Raw genomic sequence first — 18,392 nt, forward strand, 5'->3', positions numbered from 1 at the left:
GCTTGGGCGCCGCGTCATGGCTGCCGCCCGGCGCCCCCCCCGCCCCCCCCCCCCCGCCCCCACGACCGCCCCGTCGGGCGCGTGGCCTACCGCGCGCCGAAGCCCACGCGACGCGTGCTGGGCTCGCCGATCTCCACATAGGCGATCCGGTCGGCCGGCACCAGGACCTTCCGGCCCTTCTCGTCCGTGAGGCTGAGCAGCCGCGCCTTGCCGGCGAGAGCCTCGCCGACCGCGCTCTCGACCTCTTCGGCGGAAAGCCCGCTCTCCAGAACGATCTCCCGGGGCGAGTGCTGCACCCCGATCTTGACCTCCACGGCTATGTCCCTCCGACGGTCGGTTCCTGCGCGGTGAGCCGCGCCGTACCAGCACAGATTAGCCCGGTGAGGGGAGCCTTCAGGGGCCGGTGGGCCACGCCCGCAGCGAACACGCGCGCCGGGCACGGTGCACGGGCCGGACGCCCGGCGGACCTCCGGGCGTGCGGCCGGGAGCGGTCAGTGCTGATCGATGCCGTGCAGCGGGAAGCCCGCGATGCCGCGCCAGGCCAGCGACGTCAGCAGCTGCACCGCCGTGTCGCGCGGAATGGACGACTGGCTGGAGAGCCAGTAGCGGGCCACCACCTGGGAGACCCCGCCCAGACCGACCGCGAGCAGCATGGACTCGTCCTTGGACAGACCCGTGTCCCCCGCGATGACGTCGGAGATCGCCTCGGCGCACTGCAGGGAGACCCGCTCCACGCGCTCGCGCACCGCGGGCTCGTTGGTCAGGTCCGACTCGAAGACCAGCCGGAAGGCCCCGCCCTCGTCCTCGACGTACGCGAAGTACGCGTCCATCGTCGCTGCCACGCGCTGCTTGTTGTCGGTCGTCGACGCCAGCGCCGTACGGACCGCCTGGAGCAGCGACTCGCAGTGCTGGTCGAGCAGCGCCAGATAGAGCTCCAGCTTGCCCGGGAAGTGCTGGTAGAGCACCGGCTTGCTGACCCCGGCGCGCTCCGCGATGTCGTCCATCGCGGCGGAGTGGTACCCCTGCGCCACGAACACTTCCTGCGCGGCGCCCAGCAGCTGGTTGCGTCGGGCGCGGCGAGGCAGCCGTGTGCCTCGTGGACGCGCCGCCTCGGTCTGCTCGATGGCTGTCACGCCGCCTCCCAAAATCGTGATCGGACACGGCATTTCCGTGCACGTTGCGCCGTACAGCCATCGTACTTTCGGGTAACCCGGGCACGCGCGGCGCGGACGCAGAATTTCATGTACCGGACGACTGCGGTAGCCGGGGATTTCCCGATCAGCCGGGCGAAGCGGGACGTACTAGCGGTAATCGTCCTCATCCTGTGCCACCACACGGGCCTGTTCCACCGCGTCCGCCACGTTCGCGCGCTCCCGGTCGATCTCCGTGAGCGGTTCGTCGCGCCGCTGCTGGAGGTCGGCCCGCTGTTCGGCCGCGTCCGCGCGGGGCGTCTCCTGGTCGGGTTCGTCGGGCTGGACGTCCTCGAAGGTCTCGGGGTCGCTGGGGTCGACCGTCATGGCCAGTCCCTTCCTCGCTCGGAGTCGCAGGTGCGTCCCGTACTCGCCGGTGGGTGCGCGACGCGGCCGGGCCGCCTCGCCATGCTGTCGGAACGCCCGGATACATCCAGTATGCGAGCGTTTCCCCGGCCCGGTGCGCCTCGAACCGGACACGGGGACGCCGCGTCCGATGCCCCGTCCAGGACTGCCGGGACCGGGTGGCGGGGCGTGGGCCGTCCGCGGAAGACGCCGTGTGGTCTGTGACGGCGAACACATGAACCAGGGTGTGATCGTCTCGTAACATTGCCGCATGTCTTCGACCGAGCTCCCGGGCGCGAGCGCCGCCGCGGTGGCCCCCACCGTGAGCGCCGTCGGGGCCGCGGAAGGGGAGGAGCTGCGCTCCGTCACGCTGCCCGGACTGACCCTCACCGTCCGTTCCCGGCCACCGGAGCGGACCGGACTGCCGCCCGCGCTCTTCGTGCACGGGCTCGGGGGTTCCTCGCGGAACTGGTCGGCGCTGATGCCGCTGCTCCAGGACGTGGTGGCGGGCGAGGCGCTCGACCTGCCCGGTTTCGGCGACTCGCCGCCGCCGGACGACGGCAACTACTCGGTCACCGGGCACGCCCGCGCCGTGATCCGTCTTCTCGACGCGATGGAGCGCGGGCCGGTGCACCTGTTCGGCAATTCGCTCGGCGGCTCCGTGGCCACCCGGGTCGCCGCCGTCCGCCCCGACCTGGTGCGCACGCTCACCCTCATCTCGCCCGCGCTCCCCGAGATACGGGTGCAGCGCACGGCCCTCCCCACGGGGCTGCTCGCCGTGCCGGGCATCGCGACGCTGTTCGCCCGGATGACCAGGGACTGGAGCGCGGAGGACCGCACCCGGGGCGTCATGGCGCTCTGCTACGGCGACCCGGCGCGCGTGTCCGAGGCCGGCTTCCGCGACGCGGTGGCCGAAATGGAGCACCGCCTGGGGCAGCCGTACTTCTGGGACGCGATGGCTCGCTCGGCACGTGGCATTGTCGATGCGTACACGCTGGGCGGGCAGCACGGGCTGTGGCGTCAGGCCGAGCGGGTACTCGCTCCGACCCAGCTCGTGTACGGCGGACGGGACCAGCTCGTCTCGTACCGGATGGCACGCCGGGCGTCCGCGGCCTTCCGTGACGCGCGGCTGCTGACGCTGCCCGAGGCCGGGCACGTGGCGATGATGGAGTACCCGGAGGCGGTGGCCCAGGCGTTCCGGGTACTGCTCGACGAACTCGGCGGGAGCTGATCCGCGGCGTGGGACGACACAGCCGAAAGGGCCCCGAACGCGCGGGCCCCGACACCGACGTCGCTCTCGCGAAGGCGACGGAGGAGGGCCCGGAAGGGGTGCGGCCCGGGCCCGGCAGCGGGCGGCGTCGCAGGCCCACCGGCGCGACCGCCGGCACCGAGGGCCACGTCTCGTTCCAGCAGGCCGCGCACGTCCGCGGCGGTCACCCCGAACACCGGGAACCGGGCGGCGGTTGGGGGGCCGGGCCGGGGGCCGGACGCCCCGTCGACGGCGAGCGCCCCGCACCACGTAGGCCGATGGGGCAGGCGCGGACGACGGACCGGGCGGAGAAGGCCGGTCGGGCGCAGGGGGCGCCCCCGAGTGCCCGGCCCGCGGGGACCAAGTCGCTGATACCGGGACCGCGCCGCGAGTTCGTCGAGGCGTTCGACACCCCGCCGCGCGGCGACGGCGGACCGGCGGCCGGTCGAGGGGCCGAGGGCTCCGGCGGCGGCACCGGGCAGGCCGAGGAGGGCAAGGAGGGCCGGGGGAGCAAGAGCCGTACTCTCACCGGTATCGCGGCCGCCGCCGTCACCACCGTCCTCGCGGTGGTCGTGGCCGGGCAGGTCGCCCAGGGCGACGCGGGCGCGAGCAACACCGCGCGGTCGGCGGGCGCAGACCGGGACGACACCCGTGACGCTTCCCGCTCGGACGACCGGCCGACCCCGACGGCGCCCCGGGTCGAGCCCCTGACGTACGAGCAGAAGATGGCCAGGGCGTACCCGCTGGCCGCGAAGCTCCGGGGCTCGGGGAAGTTCGACACCGTCCCCGGGGCGGCGAAGGCCCCGGGGACGGGGCACACATACCGCTACCGGATCGATGTCGAGCAGGGGCTCGGCCTCGACCCGGACCTCTTCGCCCGGGCCGTCCAGGAGACGCTCAACGACGACCGCAGCTGGGCGCACGACGGCGCGATGACGTTCGAGCGGATCTCCTCCGGCGACCCCGACTTCGTGATCACCCTGGCCAGCCCCGGCACCACCGCGGACTGGTGCCTCAAGTCGGGCCTGGACACGACCGAGGACAACGTCTCCTGCGACTCCGCGGCGACCGAACGCGTGATGATCAACGCCTACCGCTGGGCGCAGGGCTCGGTGACGTTCGGACCGGACGAACTCTTCGCGTACCGCCAGATGCTGATCAACCATGAGGTCGGCCACCGGCTGGGACACAACCATGTGAGTTGCCGCACGCCGGGAGCGCTCGCTCCGGTGATGCAGCAGCAGACCAAGTCCCTGGACATCGACGGCATCGAGTGCCGCCCCAATGCCTGGGCGCATCCCGGCAGTTGAGGCACGTGGGTGGAGGGCGGCGGGCGCGTCGGATCCTCCGCCCGATCGGACCGGATCCCGCGGACGAGCGGTGGCGAGGGCGCCGTCACGCCCTCCGGTCATCCACATGGTGAGATCGCTGTCTCAGTTTTCTTCACCTGGGCGGTGATCCGTGTTTCTCGGCATGCCACGCAGCTCCGTCGCCTCCGAGCGCGCTGCCATCGAGCCGGCGCTCATCGGTGTGACCGGGCACAGCGTCGCCGGCATCCTCTGCGGCTGACGGCAGCCCGCGTGCGCGTCGGCCTTCCGGCCGAGCCCCGAACCGGCCCGGACGACGTTTCCTGACCACCGCGGCCGGGCGTACCCGTCCGTGGGCGCGGCGACGACCATATGATTCCGGTCATTTTCCCTGTACCGACCAGCTGTGTGCATGCGCGCCGCGCATCCCCCTGTGCGCTCCGCTCCCGCGCACCGGTCGTGCGCGCCCGCTTCTCGTCGCCGCCGCACGGACGTCCACCGTCCTTCTTTCCCGGCAGCCCTTCCGAGAGGTCACCTTCCGGTGCGTCAACCGTCCGTCATGTCGCGCCGCGTGGCAGCGGCCGGCGTACTCGCCGTGGTCGCGGGCGCCGCGGCCTGCGGCCCCGAGGACAGCAAGGCCGACGGCGGCCGCTCGGGCGCGCCGGGCAAGCCGCGGAAGGGCGGCACGCTCACCGTCCTCGACAGCAGGCCCCCGTCCGACTTCGACCCCGCCCGGCTCTGCACCTCCGACGGCGGCAATGTCCCGTCCCTGGTCTTCCGCACCCTTGCCACCCGCAACCGGGAGGACGGCGCAGCCGGTGCGAAGGTCGTGCCCGGCCTGGCGACCGGCCTCGGCACGCCCTCGGCCCCGCGGGACCCATGCACCAAGCAGCTCCTGGCGGCCGTGCCCGCGCTCGATCCGGCGCTCGCGGCGGTGCGGCGCGCAGCACGCAAGGAGCTGGCCGCAGCCTGACGGTATGTGACCGTTCGGTACCTTAGCGCAACGGAACGTCGCTGGGCCAGGAAAGTTACGACGGTTCACCCCTTTCGGTGGTGCGACGGACAACCGTCCGTCGCGCCACCGGCGTATCCCCTTACGGTCGTGCCGCTGTGAGTCGACGTGCCGACGGAGGCCGTCCGCAAGAGAGATCGGGGGTGCGCTCGTGCGAATCGGATTCCTCACCGACGGTGGTTGTCCATGCGCGGCTGGTGAGTCCGGGCTCTGGTGCGACCGCCTGGTGCGCGGGCTCGCTCCGCACGAATTCGCTCTCTTCGTGCTCAACCGCGCGGCCGACCAGGAGGAATGGGCCAGGGAGCCGTTCCCGGCGAACGTCCGACAGGTACGGACGGCCCAGCTCTGGACGCCCGACGAGTACGCCCTGGGCAGGCGTACCCCGGGCTCGCTGGTCAGCCGGATGACGACGGGTCGGCGCGGACGCGCGTACGGACGGCGCGAACGGCGGCGCTTCGCGGCGCACTTCACGGCGCTCGCCACCTCGATCTGCGCGGTGCGCGCGCTGGACGGCGAGGAGCGCGCGCTCGGCGGTGCGACGGGAGCGCCGGGCGGGACGAGCAGCCCTGGGGCTGCGAGCGCGGGAGCGGGCGCTGACGGATGCGCGCACGCGTACGCCGGCGCCATGGACGAGGGCTTCGCCGAAGGGCTGTACGGGCTCGCCGAACTGGCCCGCGAACACGGCGGTCTGCCCGCGGCCCTCCGCTCCGAAACGGCGCTGCGCGTACTCGAAGCCGCCTGCCGTGCCCCGGGCAGCGGGGGCACCGTCCGGGCCGCCGTCGTCGCCGACCTCCTCGACCTCGCCCACGAGATCGAGGAACTGCTGCGCCCCCTCTCGCTCGACTGGTACGACGATCTGGGCCTCGGCGCGGTCGACCTCTGCCACGCCGCGTCCGGTGGTGTCACGGCGCTCCCGGGACTGCTGGCCAAGCGCTTCTTCGGCGTGCCCCTGCTGGTCACCGAACACGACGCGCGGCTGCGGGCGCACTACCTCGCCACAGCCCGAACACCCCTGAGCGCGCCGGTGCGCGCCGTGCTCGCGGGCTTCCATCGACGGTTCGCCGCCGAGGTGTACCGGCAGGCCGCACTCATCACCCCCGGTGACACCCACGCCCGACGCTGGCAGGAGCGATGCGGTGCCGGGCGCGAGAAGCTGCGCACCGTCCACCCCGGTCTGGACCCCGCCCGGTTCGCGACGCTGGGGGAGAGCGGTGACGGCGGTCCCGGCGACACGCTCGTCTGGGTCGGCCACGTCGAACCCGCCAAGGACCTGGTGACGTTGCTGCACGCCTTCGCGGAGGTACGGAAGGCCGAGCCGGGCGCCCGGTTGCGGATCACCGGCGCAGCGGCGCCGGGACCGGAGGGCGCCGACCATCTCGCGCGGTGCCGGGCGCTGGCCGCCCGGCTCTTCCCGGACGAGGCGGCGGACGCGCGCGCCGTCGACGACGGCCCGGTCTCCTTCCACGACGGCCCGGTCTCCTTCCACGAACTCGGCGGGGCCGAGGTGCCGGATGTCGTGGACGCCTACGCCGCCGGCGGGGTCGTCGTCCTGTCCAGCATCGTCGAGCACTTCCCCGACACCCTCGTCGAGGCGATGTTCTGCGGACGGGCCACGGTGTCGACGGACGTCGGCGCGGTGGTCGAAGTCGTCGGCGGCACAGGACTGGTCGTGCCCCCGCGCAACCCCAAGGCGCTCGCCGACGCCTGTCTCGCGCTGATGCGCGACCCCGAGCGCCGTGCACGGCTCGGTGCGGCGGCGCGCGCGAGGGCGCTCGAACTCTTCACCGTCGAACAGAATCTCGCCGCGTTTCGAGGCATCTACCTGGAGCTGATCTCGCGCGTCCCGGGGCGCAGGGAGGACGAGACGGTGGCCGCCGACGGCCGGCCGCGCCCGTTCGCCACCCCGCCCGAGGCGCATGTCCTGGGCCCGTGGACGGCCTCGGGTGCCCTCCACGCGGAGCCCGTCGACCGTACGCCCGGCTGGGCCCTCGGGCCCCGGACCGTCCGCGCGGGAGCACGGGGAGCGGGTGAGGGCGATGCGTGAACGAGGAACGGACCGGCAGAACCTCGGCGGCGGGCAGATCCGCGGCGGCGGGTCGGCGCGGGACGCCGCAGTGGGCGACGAGCACGGAGGAGAGACGATGAGCCGCCCGATCGACCCGATCGAGGTGTCCGGCGCAGCCGCCGCATCCGCCATCGGGTCCGCCGCTGGATCCTCCACCGGCTCCGGCGCGGGGTCCGCCACGGGCGGAAGCCGGGACCTCCGCTCGGGGGAGGCGACTGCCGGGCTTGTGCCAGAAGCCGAGCGAGGCGGCGCTGCCCCGTTACGAGTCGCCGCCTCCGCGTCACGGACGACCGGTCGGCACACCGTGGGAGTCGGGGCCGACGCGTCGCGCGCCCCGGAGATCGCCCACTCCGTCCCGGCGCCCCAGCACGCCGTTGTGCGCCGGGGCTCCGCCGATCCGGTCGGAGGTTCCGCCGACCCGGTGAAGGCGTTGATGCACCGCCACCGGGCGCTGTGCCAAAGGGCCGTGGACCCGTTGGAGATCGCTGCGGGGCTCGAAACCCATGGCGTGACCGACCGGGTCGCCGCCCGCTACCGGCACCGGGACGTCTTCTCGCTCGCCGAGGAACTCTTCGCCCGGGTGCCCGCCGTTGCGGCGGAGCCCGCGACCGTGCGCCGCGCGCCGGCGCGCGACATCGCGACGCGTGCTGCCTGGACGCTCCGTGCGCTCGTGCCCGGCGTCGTCTGCGTGGCCATGCTCGGCGCGCTGAGGCTGACCGAGGGGGCGCTCGACGGCCGGGGGCGGCTCGCGATCGGCCTCGCCGGAACGCTCCTCGTGGTCATCGGTCTCGCTCTCGCCCTGCGCGTCGGCCCCCTGCGCGTGGCGGGCGGGTCCACGGCCGCCGCCCGTGTGTACGGCTGCTGGCTGGTCGGCTTCGCCCTGTACGGCGACGCCCTGCTCCACCAGGTGCTCAGCGGCGGCCCGGAAGGCCCGTGGACGCTCACCCCGGCACCCCTGGCGGGGCTGGCCCTCTCCGTCGCCCCGGCCGCCTGGTGTGCGCACCTCTTCTCCGCACGCGCGCACCGGGCCCTCGCCGTCAGCCGGACGCGGACGCAGTTCTCCGCGGGCGTGCGCCCCCTGCTGTTCGGCGCCGTTGCGCTCCACCTCTGCGTTCTCGCCGCACTGCTCCACCTCGCGTCCCTGGGGTTCGGCGGCGGCGCGTTCGCCGGGGCGGCCGCGCTCGGGGCGCTGCTCCTGGCGGCCCGGCTGCTGACCGTGCACGGCCACCCCGAACCCGCGACGGCCGCACTGGCCGCCGCCTGCGCCGTCGAGCTCCTGGCGCCCGCCCTGGTCATGACCGGGCGGCTGCCCGGTCTGCACGCCCTCGCGCGCCCCGTCGACGTCCTGGTCGCCACCGCCGGCACCGGGGCCGTACCCGCCCTCGCCTGTGGCACGGCCGCGCTCGCGCTGCTGATCACCGCCGCCGTCGTCCTTCCCCGGGCCTCCGCCCATGCCATCGACCGGCAGGACGCCACGGAAGCCATGGGCACCACGCATGCCATGGCGCGACCGGACGACTCGGCTCATGTCGCGGACCGGCCGGACGACCCGGCCCGAACCACCGATGGGGCCCGCGCGACCGATGGGCCCGGCGGTGGCGCGGCCCGGTCCATCGCGTAACCGAAGCTCCCGGCCCGCTCCCGCGGCGCCGGCCCACGAACCACCCCCCCACATACGAACCACTGGACCACGCGCATGCCCCGCGGAGCCGACGCCGCGGGTCCCGCGCCCCAACCCGTTCCACTTCCTGAAGGAGACACCGGACATGACCCCCCAAACCCCCGCACCGGCAGCCGGCCGTCGGCACCGAGGGGGCGCACGATGAGGGTGCTGCTGCTCGGAGCCAACGGATTCCTCGGCCGGTTCGTCGCCGACCGGCTGCTCGCCGATCCCGCCGTACACCTCACGGCGCTGGGCCGCGGCGACGACGCCGATGTACGGTTCGACCTCGCCACCGGCAGTCCCGGCGCGCTGACCCGCTTCCTGGACGCCGTCCACCCCGGGGTCGTCGTCAACTGCGCCGGTGCCACCCGCGGCGGAGCGCGCGACCTGACCCGGCACAACACCGTCGCCGTCGCCACCGTCTGCGAGGCGATGCGACGCAGTGGCTGTACGGCCCGGCTCGTCCAGCTCGGCTGCGCCTCGGAGTACGGGCCCTCGCAGCCCGGTTCGTCGACCGCGGAGGACGCGCTCCCGCGCCCCGGCGGCCCGTACGGTGTCAGCAAGCTCGCCGCCACCGAACTCGTCCTCGGCTCCGGCCTCGACGCGGTCGTGCTGCGAGTCTTCTCCCCGGTCGGTCCCGGTACCCCGGCCGGTTCCCCGCTCGGCAGGCTCGCCGAGGCGATGCGCCGGGCCATGCAGTCCGGCGATGGTGAACTGAAGCTCAGCGGCCTCGGCGTGCAGCGCGACTTCGTCGACGTGCGCGATGTCGCGCGCGCCGTGCACGCCGCCTCGCTCTCCGCCGCGCAGGGGGTCGTCAACATCGGTACCGGCCGTGCCGTGCGCCTCCGGGACGCCGCCGCCGTCCTGGCCAGGGTCGCCGGATACGGCGGCGCGCTCCACGAACTGGACGCGCCCCCGCCCCGGCTGCCCATCGGCGCCCCGCGCACCTCCAGCGAGTCGCTCATCGAGCACCTCTCGGCGACCCCGTCCCCCTATCCGGACGGCTGCGGCGCCTGGCAGCAGGCCGACGTCCGCACCGCCAGGGACCGGCTCGGCTGGCGCCCCCGGATCAATCTGGAGGAGTCGCTCGCCGACATCTGGATGGAGGCGGCGTGCCGTATCTGACCTCGGTCGGGACCGCCCGCAGGACCGGTGGTGCCACACCGCTCGGCTTCGGCGTACCCGGGTACGCGCACCCGCTGCTCGCCCCCACGGAGTGGGCCGAACTCACCCGCCCCGGCACCCCGCTGCACTGGGCCGTCCTCAACATCGACGACGGCCCCGGCGCCCGGCCCGATCCGCACTGCCTGGAGGCGGCGGGCCGGCTGCGCAACGCGCGGGAGCGCGCGCTGCACGGCGACGCCCCGCACGACTCCGTACGGGCGGCGGGCGGGCGGCTGCTCGGCCACCTCGACCTGGCCTTCGGCAGCCGCCCCTTCGGGGACCTGATGGCCGACGCACAGTCCTTCCTGAGCTGGTACCGCGTCGACGGCTTCTACCTCGGCCGGTGCCCGTCCGAGCGGGCCGAACTCCCGGCCGTCCGCCGCCTCACCAGCACCCTCGCCACCCTCCTCGAACACGGCACGCACAGCGGGTCCGGCGACGGGACGGGAAGCGGCGGGCCCGGCGACGGGACGCACGGCGAAGGCGCCGGGGGCGGTGGAGGCACCGGGCACGGCGCGTACGGCCGAGGCGGCGGGCCGCTGGTGCTGGGCGTCGGCACGCATCCGCACCCCGGCTACGCCGAGGCCGCCGACCAGTTGGTGACCTTCTCCGGGCCGTGGACGGACTACCGCTGGTCCCAGGTGGCGGAGTGGACCGCCGACTACCCGCCCGAGCGGTTCGCGCATTTCGTGCATGGTGTTCCGCGCACCCACCTCGACGAGGCCATGCGCATCGCGCGCTGGCAGGGCGCGGGCACCATCTTTTTCACGGACCGAGACGGTCAACACGGACAGAACGACCCATTTGCGGTGCTGCCCAGTTACTGGGACGAAATCGTCTCGCGGATCGGACCGGGTGACTCGGAATGAGAAAGGGCGTGGCAGTGTTACGGGAAGAGCAACCGTACGCAGATGAAGTACGTAGAAACCGACCACCTGCATTGTTGAGGTCCCTGTGTCGCTGCCACCCCTGGTCGAGCCAGCTGCTGAGCTCACCGTCGACGAGGTCCGCAGGTACTCCCGCCACCTGATCATCCCGGATGTCGGGATGGCCGGGCAGAAGCGGCTGAAGAACGCGAAGGTGCTGTGCGTCGGGGCCGGCGGTCTCGGTTCCCCGGCCCTGATGTACCTGGCCGCCGCCGGTGTCGGCACGCTCGGCATCGTGGAGTTCGACGAGGTCGACGAGTCGAACCTGCAGCGCCAGATCATCCACAGCCAGTCCGACATCGGCCGTCCCAAGGCCGAGTCCGCCAGGGACTCGGTCCTCGGCATCAACCCGTACGTGAACGTGGTGCTGCACGAGGGGCGGCTCGAGGCCGACAACGTGCTGGAGATCTTCGCGCAGTACGACCTGATCGTGGACGGCACGGACAACTTCGCCACCCGCTATCTGGTCAACGACGCGGCGGTGCTGCTGAACAAGCCGTACATCTGGGGCTCGATCTACCGGTTCGACGGCCAGGCGTCCGTGTTCTGGTCAGAGCACGGCCCCTGCTACCGCTGCCTCTACCCGGAGCCGCCCCCGCCGGGCATGGTCCCCTCCTGCGCAGAGGGCGGTGTGCTCGGGGTGCTCTGTGCCTCGGTCGGTTCCATCCAGGTCACGGAGGCCATCAAGCTGCTCGCCGGCATCGGTGACCCGCTGGTCGGCCGGTTGATGATCTACGACGCCCTGGAGATGCAGTACCGCCAGGTCAAGGTCCGCAAGGACCCCGACTGCGCGGTCTGCGGCAAGAACCCCACCGTCACCGAGCTCATCGACTACGAGGCGTTCTGCGGCGTCGTGTCGGAGGAGGCCCAGGAGGCGGCGGCCGGTTCCACGATCACTCCCAAGCAGCTCAAGGAGTGGATCGACGCGGACGAGAAGATCGAGATCATCGATGTCCGCGAGCCCAACGAGTTCGAGATCGTCTCGATCCCGGGCGCCCGGCTGATCCCGAAGAACGAGTTCCTGATGGGCAATGCCCTCCAGGACCTCCCGCAGGACAAGCGCATCGTCCTGCACTGCAAGACGGGTGTCCGCAGCGCCGAGGTCCTCGCGGTCCTCAAGTCGGCGGGCTTCGCCGACGCGGTGCACGTGGGCGGCGGCGTGATCGGCTGGGTCAACCAGATCGAGCCCGAGAAGCCGGTGTACTGAGCACCAAGCACCAAGCACCAAGCACCAAGCACCAAGCGCGAGGCACGAAGCCGAACGCTTCGGAGGGGCCGTCCGCATGTCGTGGATCGGCCCCTTCCGCGTACCCGGCGGTCCTGTGGTGCCCCGTACCCCCGCACCCGGGGCTCATTCCGTACCCCGCTGCCGCGTCAGGAGCAGGTCGTGCCGTCCGCCGGGACCTTCCCGTCGAGGAAGTACGCGTCCACGGTCGATGTCACGCACGCGCTCCTGCCGTACGAGCCGTGCCCCTCGCCCTTGTTGGTGACCAGGACACCGACGTCCTTGCCCAGCGCGTCCGCCATCTTCCGCGCGCCCTCGTAGGGCGTGGCCGGGTCACCGGTCGTACCGACGACCAGCACCGGGGCGGCGCCCGGAGCGCTCACCTCCGGGTGGTCGTGCTCGCCCGCCACCGGCCACCGCGCGCACCAGCCGGCGGTGTCCCACGCCAGGACGTTCGACGGCAGCGCTCGGACGACGGGAGGACGTATGACGGCGGACGGGGGCCGGGCGACGGAGGACCGGGCCGGGCGACGGTGGACGGGAGGACGCACGGCGGCGGGCGGAGGTCGGGCGACGGAGGACCGGGCCGGGAGACGGTGGACTGCTACTTGCAGACGGTCCCGGCGGCGGGCACCCTGCCGTTCAGCAGATAGTCGCCGACGGCCTTCTGCACACAGGCGTTGTTGCTGTTGTACGCGCCGTGCCCCTGTCCCTCGTACGTCATCTGCACGCCGACGCCCTTGCCCAGAGCGTCGGCCATCGCCTTCGCGCCCTGGTACGGGGTGGCGGGGTCGCCGGTGTTGCCGATGACGAGGATGGGGGGCGCGCCCGGGGCGCTGACGTCCGGGGTCTTCCAGGCGCCCGCCACCGGCCAGCCGGTGCAGCCCATCAGGCCCCAGCCCAGGTAGTCGCCGAAGATCGGCGAGGCGGCCCGGAACGACGGGAGTCTCGATTTCACCTGGTCGACCGTGAACCGCTCCTTGGAGTCGGCGCAGCTGATGGCGGTGTTGGCGGACGTCGAGTTGTCGTAACGGCCGTCCTGGGAGCGGCCGTTCAGCGAGTCGGCGAGGGCGAGGAGCAGCCCGCCGTCCCCGCCGTCGGCCTCGTCCACGCCCTGCTCCAGCAGGGGCCAGGTGGCCTTGGAGTAGAGGGACGCCGCGATGCCGGTGGTGGCCAGGGTCTGGGTGAGCTGCCGGGAGCCGAGCCCCGGGACGGGCTTCCTCTCCAGCCGGTCGAGCAGGTCGCCGATCCCCTGCTCGATCTCCTTCGCGTTGGAACCGGGCAGCTTGCAGGCGTCCCCGCGGGCCGCGCAGTCCTTGGTGAAGCTGTCCAGCGCGAGCTGGAACCCCTTGGCCTGGCCGAGCGAGGACTGCTCGGCGTCCAGGGTCGGGTCGACCACCGCGTCCAGCACCGCCCGGCCGACGTTCTTGGGGAACAGGTGGGCGTAGACGCCGCCCAGTTCGGTGCCGTAGGACATGCCGAAGTAGTGGAGCTTCCTGTCGCCGAGCACCTGGCGCATCAGGTCCATGTCGCGGGCGGCTTCGGTGGTGCCGACGTAGGGGAGTTCTCTGCCGGATTTCTTGTGGCAGGCCGCGGCGAACGTCTTGGTGTCCTTGATGAAGGTGTTGACCTCGGCGCTGGTGTCCGGGGTGCCGTCGGTCGCGTAGCGTGCGTCGAGCTGCCGGTCGCTCTCGCACAACACCCCGGCGCTGCGGCCGACCCCGCGCGGGTCGAAGCTGACCAGGTCGTAGCGGGCGCGGAGCTTCTCGTACGTGGTGCCGAAGGCGGGCAGGGCGGCGACACCGGAGGCGCCGGGGCCACCGAAGTTGAAGACGAGCGAGCCGATGCGCCGGGCCGGGTCCTCGGTCTTGGACCTGGCCCGGATGAGTGCCAGGCCGATCGCCCCGCCGTCGGGCCTGGCGTAGTCGAGCGGCGCCTTCATGGAGGCGCATTCCCAGCGGGTGCCGTCGGGCAGCGGGGCCGGGGCCTGCCCGCCGCCCTGCGCCGCGGACGGGGCGGGGCACGGCTTCCACGTCAGCTTCTGGGACCCGAGCCCGCCGGGGCCGCTGCTCGCCTCGGCGGCGTTCGCCGCGAACGGGGAGCTGTTCCCGGGCCCGTCCCGGCCGCTGTCGTCACCGTTCTCCGAGCAGGCGACGAGTGCGAGGGGCAGGACGACGGTGGCCGCGGCGGCGAGAGCGGCGGTGCGCAGGGCGGGGGAGGTCCTCATGCTGCCCATCGTGCGGCGGGGGCGGGACCCGTGCACGGGACACCGGTCCAAGCGGGTGGCAGGCCCTCAGAGCGCGCCCTTGCGGGTCAGATGGTTGAAGCAGAGCCAGCCCGGGAGCACCGGCAGCCACAGCGTCAGCAGCCGGTAGAGCAGCACCGCCGGTGCCGCGACCTCCTTCGGCAGGCCGACCGCGATCAGCCCCAGCGTCAGCGCGCCCTCGACCGCGCCCATGCCGCCCGGGGTGGGCGCCGCCGACCCCAGCGCGTTGCCGGCCAGGAAGACCACCGCGATGCTCGCGTAGCTGAGCGTCGGTACGTCCGGACCGCTGAACGCCCGGATCGACGCGTCCAGGCACATCACGAACGTTCCGGTCAGCAGCAGCATCCCGCCGATGCCGGTCAGCAGCTTCTGCGGCCGCTGCACCACGTCGAGCATGCGCGGCACGACCCCGGCGAACAGCGACCGCACCCGCGTCACCACGAACTTCCGCAGGAACGGAACCGCCGTCACCACCAGCACCAGCACGGCGACCGTCAGCAGCCCGGCGATCACGGTCCTGGACGGTGTGAGCGAGGACGGCGTCCTCTCCGTACCCGTGAGATACCCGAACGCGGCGAGCAGCAGGATGTGGCAGCCGAGACCGAACAGCTGCGAGGCACCGACGCTCGCCACCGCGAGCCCCGGGCGCACCCCGGCCCGTTGCAGGAACCTCGTGTTCAACGCCACGCCGCCGACCGCGGCCGGGGCGACGAGCTTCACGAAGGAACCGGCGATCTGCGCCAGCACGGTCCGCCCGAAGGGCACCCGCTCCGGCACGAAGCCCAGCAGGCTCATCGCCGCCGCGACGTAGCTCAGCGCCGAGAAGCCGACCGCGGCCGCCACCCAGCCCCACTCCGCCTGCTCGACGACCGCGCCGAAGTCGGCCTGGGTCACCTGCGAGATGAGGAAGTAGGCGGCGATCGCACCGGCGATGCAACTGACCAGGGTCCGGGCCTTGATGCGCTCCAGCCGGACCGGCTCGACCGGCGCCTGCGGCCGGATGCGCAGCACCTGCCGACGCATCTGGGAGAGCAGGTCCTCCTCGCGCGCCCCCTCCAGCGCCTCGTCCACGGCCCGCTTCTCGGCCTGCTTCTGCACGCGCAGCGACTTGCGCTCGGCCTTGCGCCCGCCCCTGGCGTCCGCCCTGCGCTCGGCGGCCCGCTCGTCCTCGTGGCCGGGCACCGCGGTGTGCTCGTCGTGCGCGGTCTGCTCCAGGGCCCTGGCGCGCTTGGCCGCGTCCGACGCCGCCAGCACCGCCTCGCGCTCGCGCTGCGAACGCTCCCGGGCGAGCCGCCGCAGCGTGGCCCGGGTGGAGCGGCTCAGCGCGATCGGCTGGAGCAGCGGCAGACAGTCCGCCACCGCGTCGGGCCCCAGCACCTCCAGCGCCCCGGCTACCGCCCGCTCGGCGCCCACCCGCAGCCCCGTGGTGGTCAGCAGCTGGGCGACGTCCATCCGCAGGACCAGATCTCCGGCCGCGATCTCGCCGCCGCGCAGATCGGTCACGAACACCGTGCCGGAACGATCCACCAGGATGGCATCGCCCGTGAGCCTGCGGTGCGCGATGCGTCGCGACTGGAGCGCCCTCACCTGCCGCCAGGCGCCGCGCAGCAGCTCGTCGGTGATCTCCGAGTCCTCCAGCGCGTCCAGGGAACGGCCGCCGATGTGCTCGTACACCAGCATCACGGCGTCGGGCCCGAGCTCGGAGGTGGCGATCAGCTTGGGCGCGTTGGCCCCGGCGGCGATCGCCGCGTACGCGAGCAGCGCCTCCTGCTCCAGCGCCTGACGCAGCGACTGGAGCGAGCGGCTCTGGGTGATGCCGCGCAGGGTGAGTCTGCGCCACACCCGGTAGTAGAAGCCCTGGGCCTGCTGCTCGCGGTCGACGACCGTCACGTCGAGCGGCGGCCCATCCTCCAGAGTGACCAGATAGCGGCGTCCCCGGTCGTTCTGGTCGCCGGAGTCGGGGGTGTCCTCGGCGCGCAGCGCGGTGACCGGGTGGAAGCCGACCCGGCGCAGACCGGCCATCAGGTGCTGACCGGTCGGCCGCACGTTGGGCGAGCCGACCGCGTACAGCGTGCCGTACGCCACCGTCCAGCCGATCAGCACGGTGAGGACGATCGAGAACGGGGTGGTGTAACCGCCCACCAGCATGGCGAACGCGTCGAGCAGCAGCACCACCCACAGCACGACGCGCCAGCGCGGCCGTCTCGCCATCCCGACGGCCGTCATGTACGCGATGACGGGGGCGAGATAGCCGTGCACGGGGTCGGTGAGCGCGTTCCCGGGCTGCGGCTGGGTCAGGGCGTCCTTGATGGTGGCGGGGGCGGACTCGGCCACCCAGAGGTCGGCGGCGAGCGTGACGCCGTGCGCCAGTACGGCGGCGAGCACCCCGTCCGCGATCCGCAGTCCGTCGCGTTTGATCAGCCGTTCGATGGCGAAGACGACCGGAACGAGCAGGACGGCGATGCTGGAGACGAGCCCGGCGAACTTGATCAGGGCGTCGGGCGCCTGGCCGGTGCCCTTGGTGATGTCCTGTTCGAGCCCGGCGGTGGTGCCGTGGGCGAACGCGGCGATCGCGAACAGGACGCTGATCGCCAGCACGCCGATGAGCAGCCGCATGAGGTCGGAGGGGCGGTGCACCCGGGCGGGGAGCAGCGGTTCGTCTCCCGAAACCCGCTCGGCCTGCTCCGCCGCGACGCTCGAGAGCGTCGAACCGGCCAGGCGTCCGGACGGCTCGGCGTCCCTGCCCGGCGTCTTCGGCGCGTCCGGTGCCTGCGACATTTCCGGTACTTCCGGTGATTCAGGGGTTTCCGGTGTTTCTGGGGTTTCCGGTGCTCGTGACGCTTCCCGTGCTTCTGGTGATTCCGGGTGCGGTTCGGCGTCAGGGGCGTCCGCCGCCTTCGGTGGCTGCACGCCCTGCTCCTTCATTGCCTCTGAGTGTTCTTCGTGTTCTCGTATCACCGGTCACCGCCCGCACGATGGTGGCACGGCCCGGCGACAGAGAAGGGCATCAGGGTGCACCGCGCGGACACGCGAAGCGCAACATACGCTCCTTTGCCCTCGCGCGCACGCCTTGTGAGCGGGCGCACGCCGGTCGCGGCGGGCTGTCGGTGGCGTACGGCAGGATGGCTCGGATGAGCCAACACCGGACAGGTGCCGAGGGAACGGGCACGGGCGAAACGGGCACCGGGAGATCCCGTGGCGAAGGGCCGGCCGCCGGGGGATCGCGTGGCGAGGGACCGGGCGGCGCCGCGACGGGCGACGCTCAGGCGACCGACGGGGCCTCGGAGCGCGCCCACCGGATCCCGGAGTACGCGGAGCGGGTGCTCGATGTCGCCGACCTGATCCCGCCCGGCCGTGTCATGACGTACGGGGACATCGCCGAATGGCTGGGGGACGGCGGTCCCCGCCAGGTCGGCCGGGTCATGGCGCTGTACGGGGGCGCCGTGCCGTGGTGGCGTGTGGTGCGGGCCGACGGGGCGCTGCTGCCCGGCCACGAACTGCGCGCACTGGACCACTACCGCGGGGAGAACACCCCGCTGCGCGAGGCGCCGCGCGGCGCGGAGGGCCATCTGCCGCGCCTCGACATGAAACGGGCGCGGTGGGACGGCGTCATCGGCGATGCCGACGCGGACGGGGAAGAGGACAGAGGTGCTCACAACTGACAGCTTCGGCCATTCGGGGGCGCAACGGGCGTTGCCGGGCCCGTGCGATCCGTCCGGCATCCGGCGGGGGACCCGCGCGGATGCACGGAGGGACCGGTGGAACACGGAATGCGACGGGGCGTACGCCCGCGTACGTGACGTGCGACACGGTGGGGGTGTCGGCGGGGTGTACAGGGGTGTGCGTGATGTGCGACACGGGGCGGCGGCCGACGGGCAACACCACCGCGCCCGCCATGCGGACCGGCGTGAGTGATGCGACGTGCGAGGTGACGTGGGCCGGCGCGCGGGACGCAGTGGCGCGTGGTGCGACGCGTACAC

The 18,392-nt window shown here is 73.1% G+C and carries 14 protein-coding genes and 2 pseudogenes; 10 read left to right on the forward strand and 6 right to left on the reverse strand.

The genetic code is table 11. The features are described from left to right. Positions 1-86 precede the first annotated feature (86 nt). The 3 genes from ACFYXM_RS04750 to ACFYXM_RS04760 all read right to left on the reverse strand — a co-directional run bounded on the left by ACFYXM_RS04750 (position 87) and on the right by ACFYXM_RS04760 (position 1,517). Positions 87-314 (reverse strand): DUF3107 domain-containing protein, encoded by a 228-nt coding sequence (locus ACFYXM_RS04750; RefSeq protein ID WP_389286862.1) that lies wholly within the window; start codon positions 312-314, stop codon positions 87-89. 177 nt (positions 315-491) lie between these two features. Then, positions 492-1,133, reverse strand: a complete 642-nt coding sequence (locus ACFYXM_RS04755; protein ID WP_073781814.1) for a TetR/AcrR family transcriptional regulator — start codon at positions 1,131-1,133, stop codon at positions 492-494. 168 nt (positions 1,134-1,301) lie between these two features. Beyond that, complete coding sequence (locus tag ACFYXM_RS04760) at positions 1,302-1,517, reverse strand: hypothetical protein (RefSeq protein ID WP_073781815.1); 216 nt, start codon at positions 1,515-1,517, stop codon at positions 1,302-1,304. Between the two features lie 289 nt (positions 1,518-1,806). Between ACFYXM_RS04760 and ACFYXM_RS04765 the strand changes: the two genes are divergently transcribed. The 9 genes and pseudogenes from ACFYXM_RS04765 (at position 1,807) to moeZ (ending at position 12,128) form a co-directional block, all read left to right on the forward strand. Next, entirely contained in the window at positions 1,807-2,766 is a 960-nt protein-coding gene (locus tag ACFYXM_RS04765) for an alpha/beta fold hydrolase (protein WP_389286864.1), read from the forward strand. An 8-nt stretch (positions 2,767-2,774) separates the two neighbouring features. Next, positions 2,775-4,094, forward strand: a complete 1,320-nt coding sequence (locus ACFYXM_RS04770) for a DUF3152 domain-containing protein (RefSeq protein ID WP_389286866.1) — start codon at positions 2,775-2,777, stop codon at positions 4,092-4,094. Positions 4,095-4,257: 163 nt separating this feature from the next. Next, positions 4,258-4,353 (forward strand): Ms4533A family Cys-rich leader peptide, encoded by a 96-nt coding sequence (locus tag ACFYXM_RS04775; RefSeq protein WP_389286867.1) that lies wholly within the window; start codon positions 4,258-4,260, stop codon positions 4,351-4,353. Between the two features lie 279 nt (positions 4,354-4,632). Next, positions 4,633-4,956 (forward strand): annotated as a pseudogene (locus ACFYXM_RS04780) (ABC transporter substrate-binding protein); the annotation flags it as partial. A gap of 298 nt (positions 4,957-5,254) precedes the next feature. Beyond that, on the forward strand, positions 5,255-7,147 hold the full coding sequence (locus ACFYXM_RS04785; protein ID WP_389286869.1) for a glycosyltransferase: 1,893 nt from the start codon (positions 5,255-5,257) through the stop codon (positions 7,145-7,147). Continuing rightward, positions 7,140-8,789: a hypothetical protein gene (locus ACFYXM_RS04790; RefSeq protein ID WP_389286871.1), complete on the forward strand. Its 1,650-nt coding sequence runs from the start codon at positions 7,140-7,142 to the stop codon at positions 8,787-8,789. The genes ACFYXM_RS04785 and ACFYXM_RS04790 overlap by 8 nt, the downstream gene beginning before the upstream one ends. A 201-nt stretch (positions 8,790-8,990) precedes the next feature. Further along, positions 8,991-9,956 (forward strand): NAD-dependent epimerase/dehydratase family protein, encoded by a 966-nt coding sequence (locus ACFYXM_RS04795; RefSeq protein WP_362019967.1) that lies wholly within the window; start codon positions 8,991-8,993, stop codon positions 9,954-9,956. Further along, positions 9,944-10,864 carry a spherulation-specific family 4 protein gene (locus tag ACFYXM_RS04800; RefSeq protein WP_389286873.1) on the forward strand — a complete coding sequence of 307 codons (921 nt, stop codon included), beginning with the start codon at positions 9,944-9,946 and terminating at the stop codon, positions 10,862-10,864. Before ACFYXM_RS04795 ends, ACFYXM_RS04800 begins: the two co-directional genes overlap by 13 nt. An 85-nt stretch (positions 10,865-10,949) precedes the next feature. Next, positions 10,950-12,128: an adenylyltransferase/sulfurtransferase MoeZ gene (moeZ, locus tag ACFYXM_RS04805; RefSeq protein WP_389286875.1), complete on the forward strand. Its 1,179-nt coding sequence runs from the start codon at positions 10,950-10,952 to the stop codon at positions 12,126-12,128. 167 nt (positions 12,129-12,295) lie between these two features. On the opposite strand, the pseudogene ACFYXM_RS04810 reads toward moeZ, so the two are convergent. The 3 genes and pseudogenes from ACFYXM_RS04810 to ACFYXM_RS04820 form a co-directional block, all read right to left on the reverse strand. Further along, positions 12,296-12,598, reverse strand: a pseudogene (locus ACFYXM_RS04810) (alpha/beta hydrolase); the annotation flags it as partial. A gap of 152 nt (positions 12,599-12,750) precedes the next feature. Continuing rightward, on the reverse strand, positions 12,751-14,373 hold the full coding sequence (locus ACFYXM_RS04815) for an alpha/beta hydrolase (RefSeq protein WP_389286877.1): 1,623 nt from the start codon (positions 14,371-14,373) through the stop codon (positions 12,751-12,753). Positions 14,374-14,439: 66 nt separating this feature from the next. After that, positions 14,440-17,322 (reverse strand): YbhN family protein, encoded by a 2,883-nt coding sequence (locus ACFYXM_RS04820; RefSeq protein WP_389286879.1) that lies wholly within the window; start codon positions 17,320-17,322, stop codon positions 14,440-14,442. 221 nt (positions 17,323-17,543) lie between these two features. On the opposite strand from ACFYXM_RS04820, the gene ACFYXM_RS04825 reads away from it, so the two are divergent. Beyond that, positions 17,544-18,074, forward strand: coding sequence for an MGMT family protein (locus ACFYXM_RS04825; protein WP_389286881.1), 531 nt, complete (start codon positions 17,544-17,546; stop codon positions 18,072-18,074). Positions 18,075-18,392 lie beyond the last annotated feature (318 nt).

Source organism: Streptomyces sp. NPDC002476 (genome assembly GCF_042889785.1).
In the GTDB taxonomy this organism is placed as follows: Bacteria; Actinomycetota; Actinomycetes; order Streptomycetales; family Streptomycetaceae; genus Streptomyces.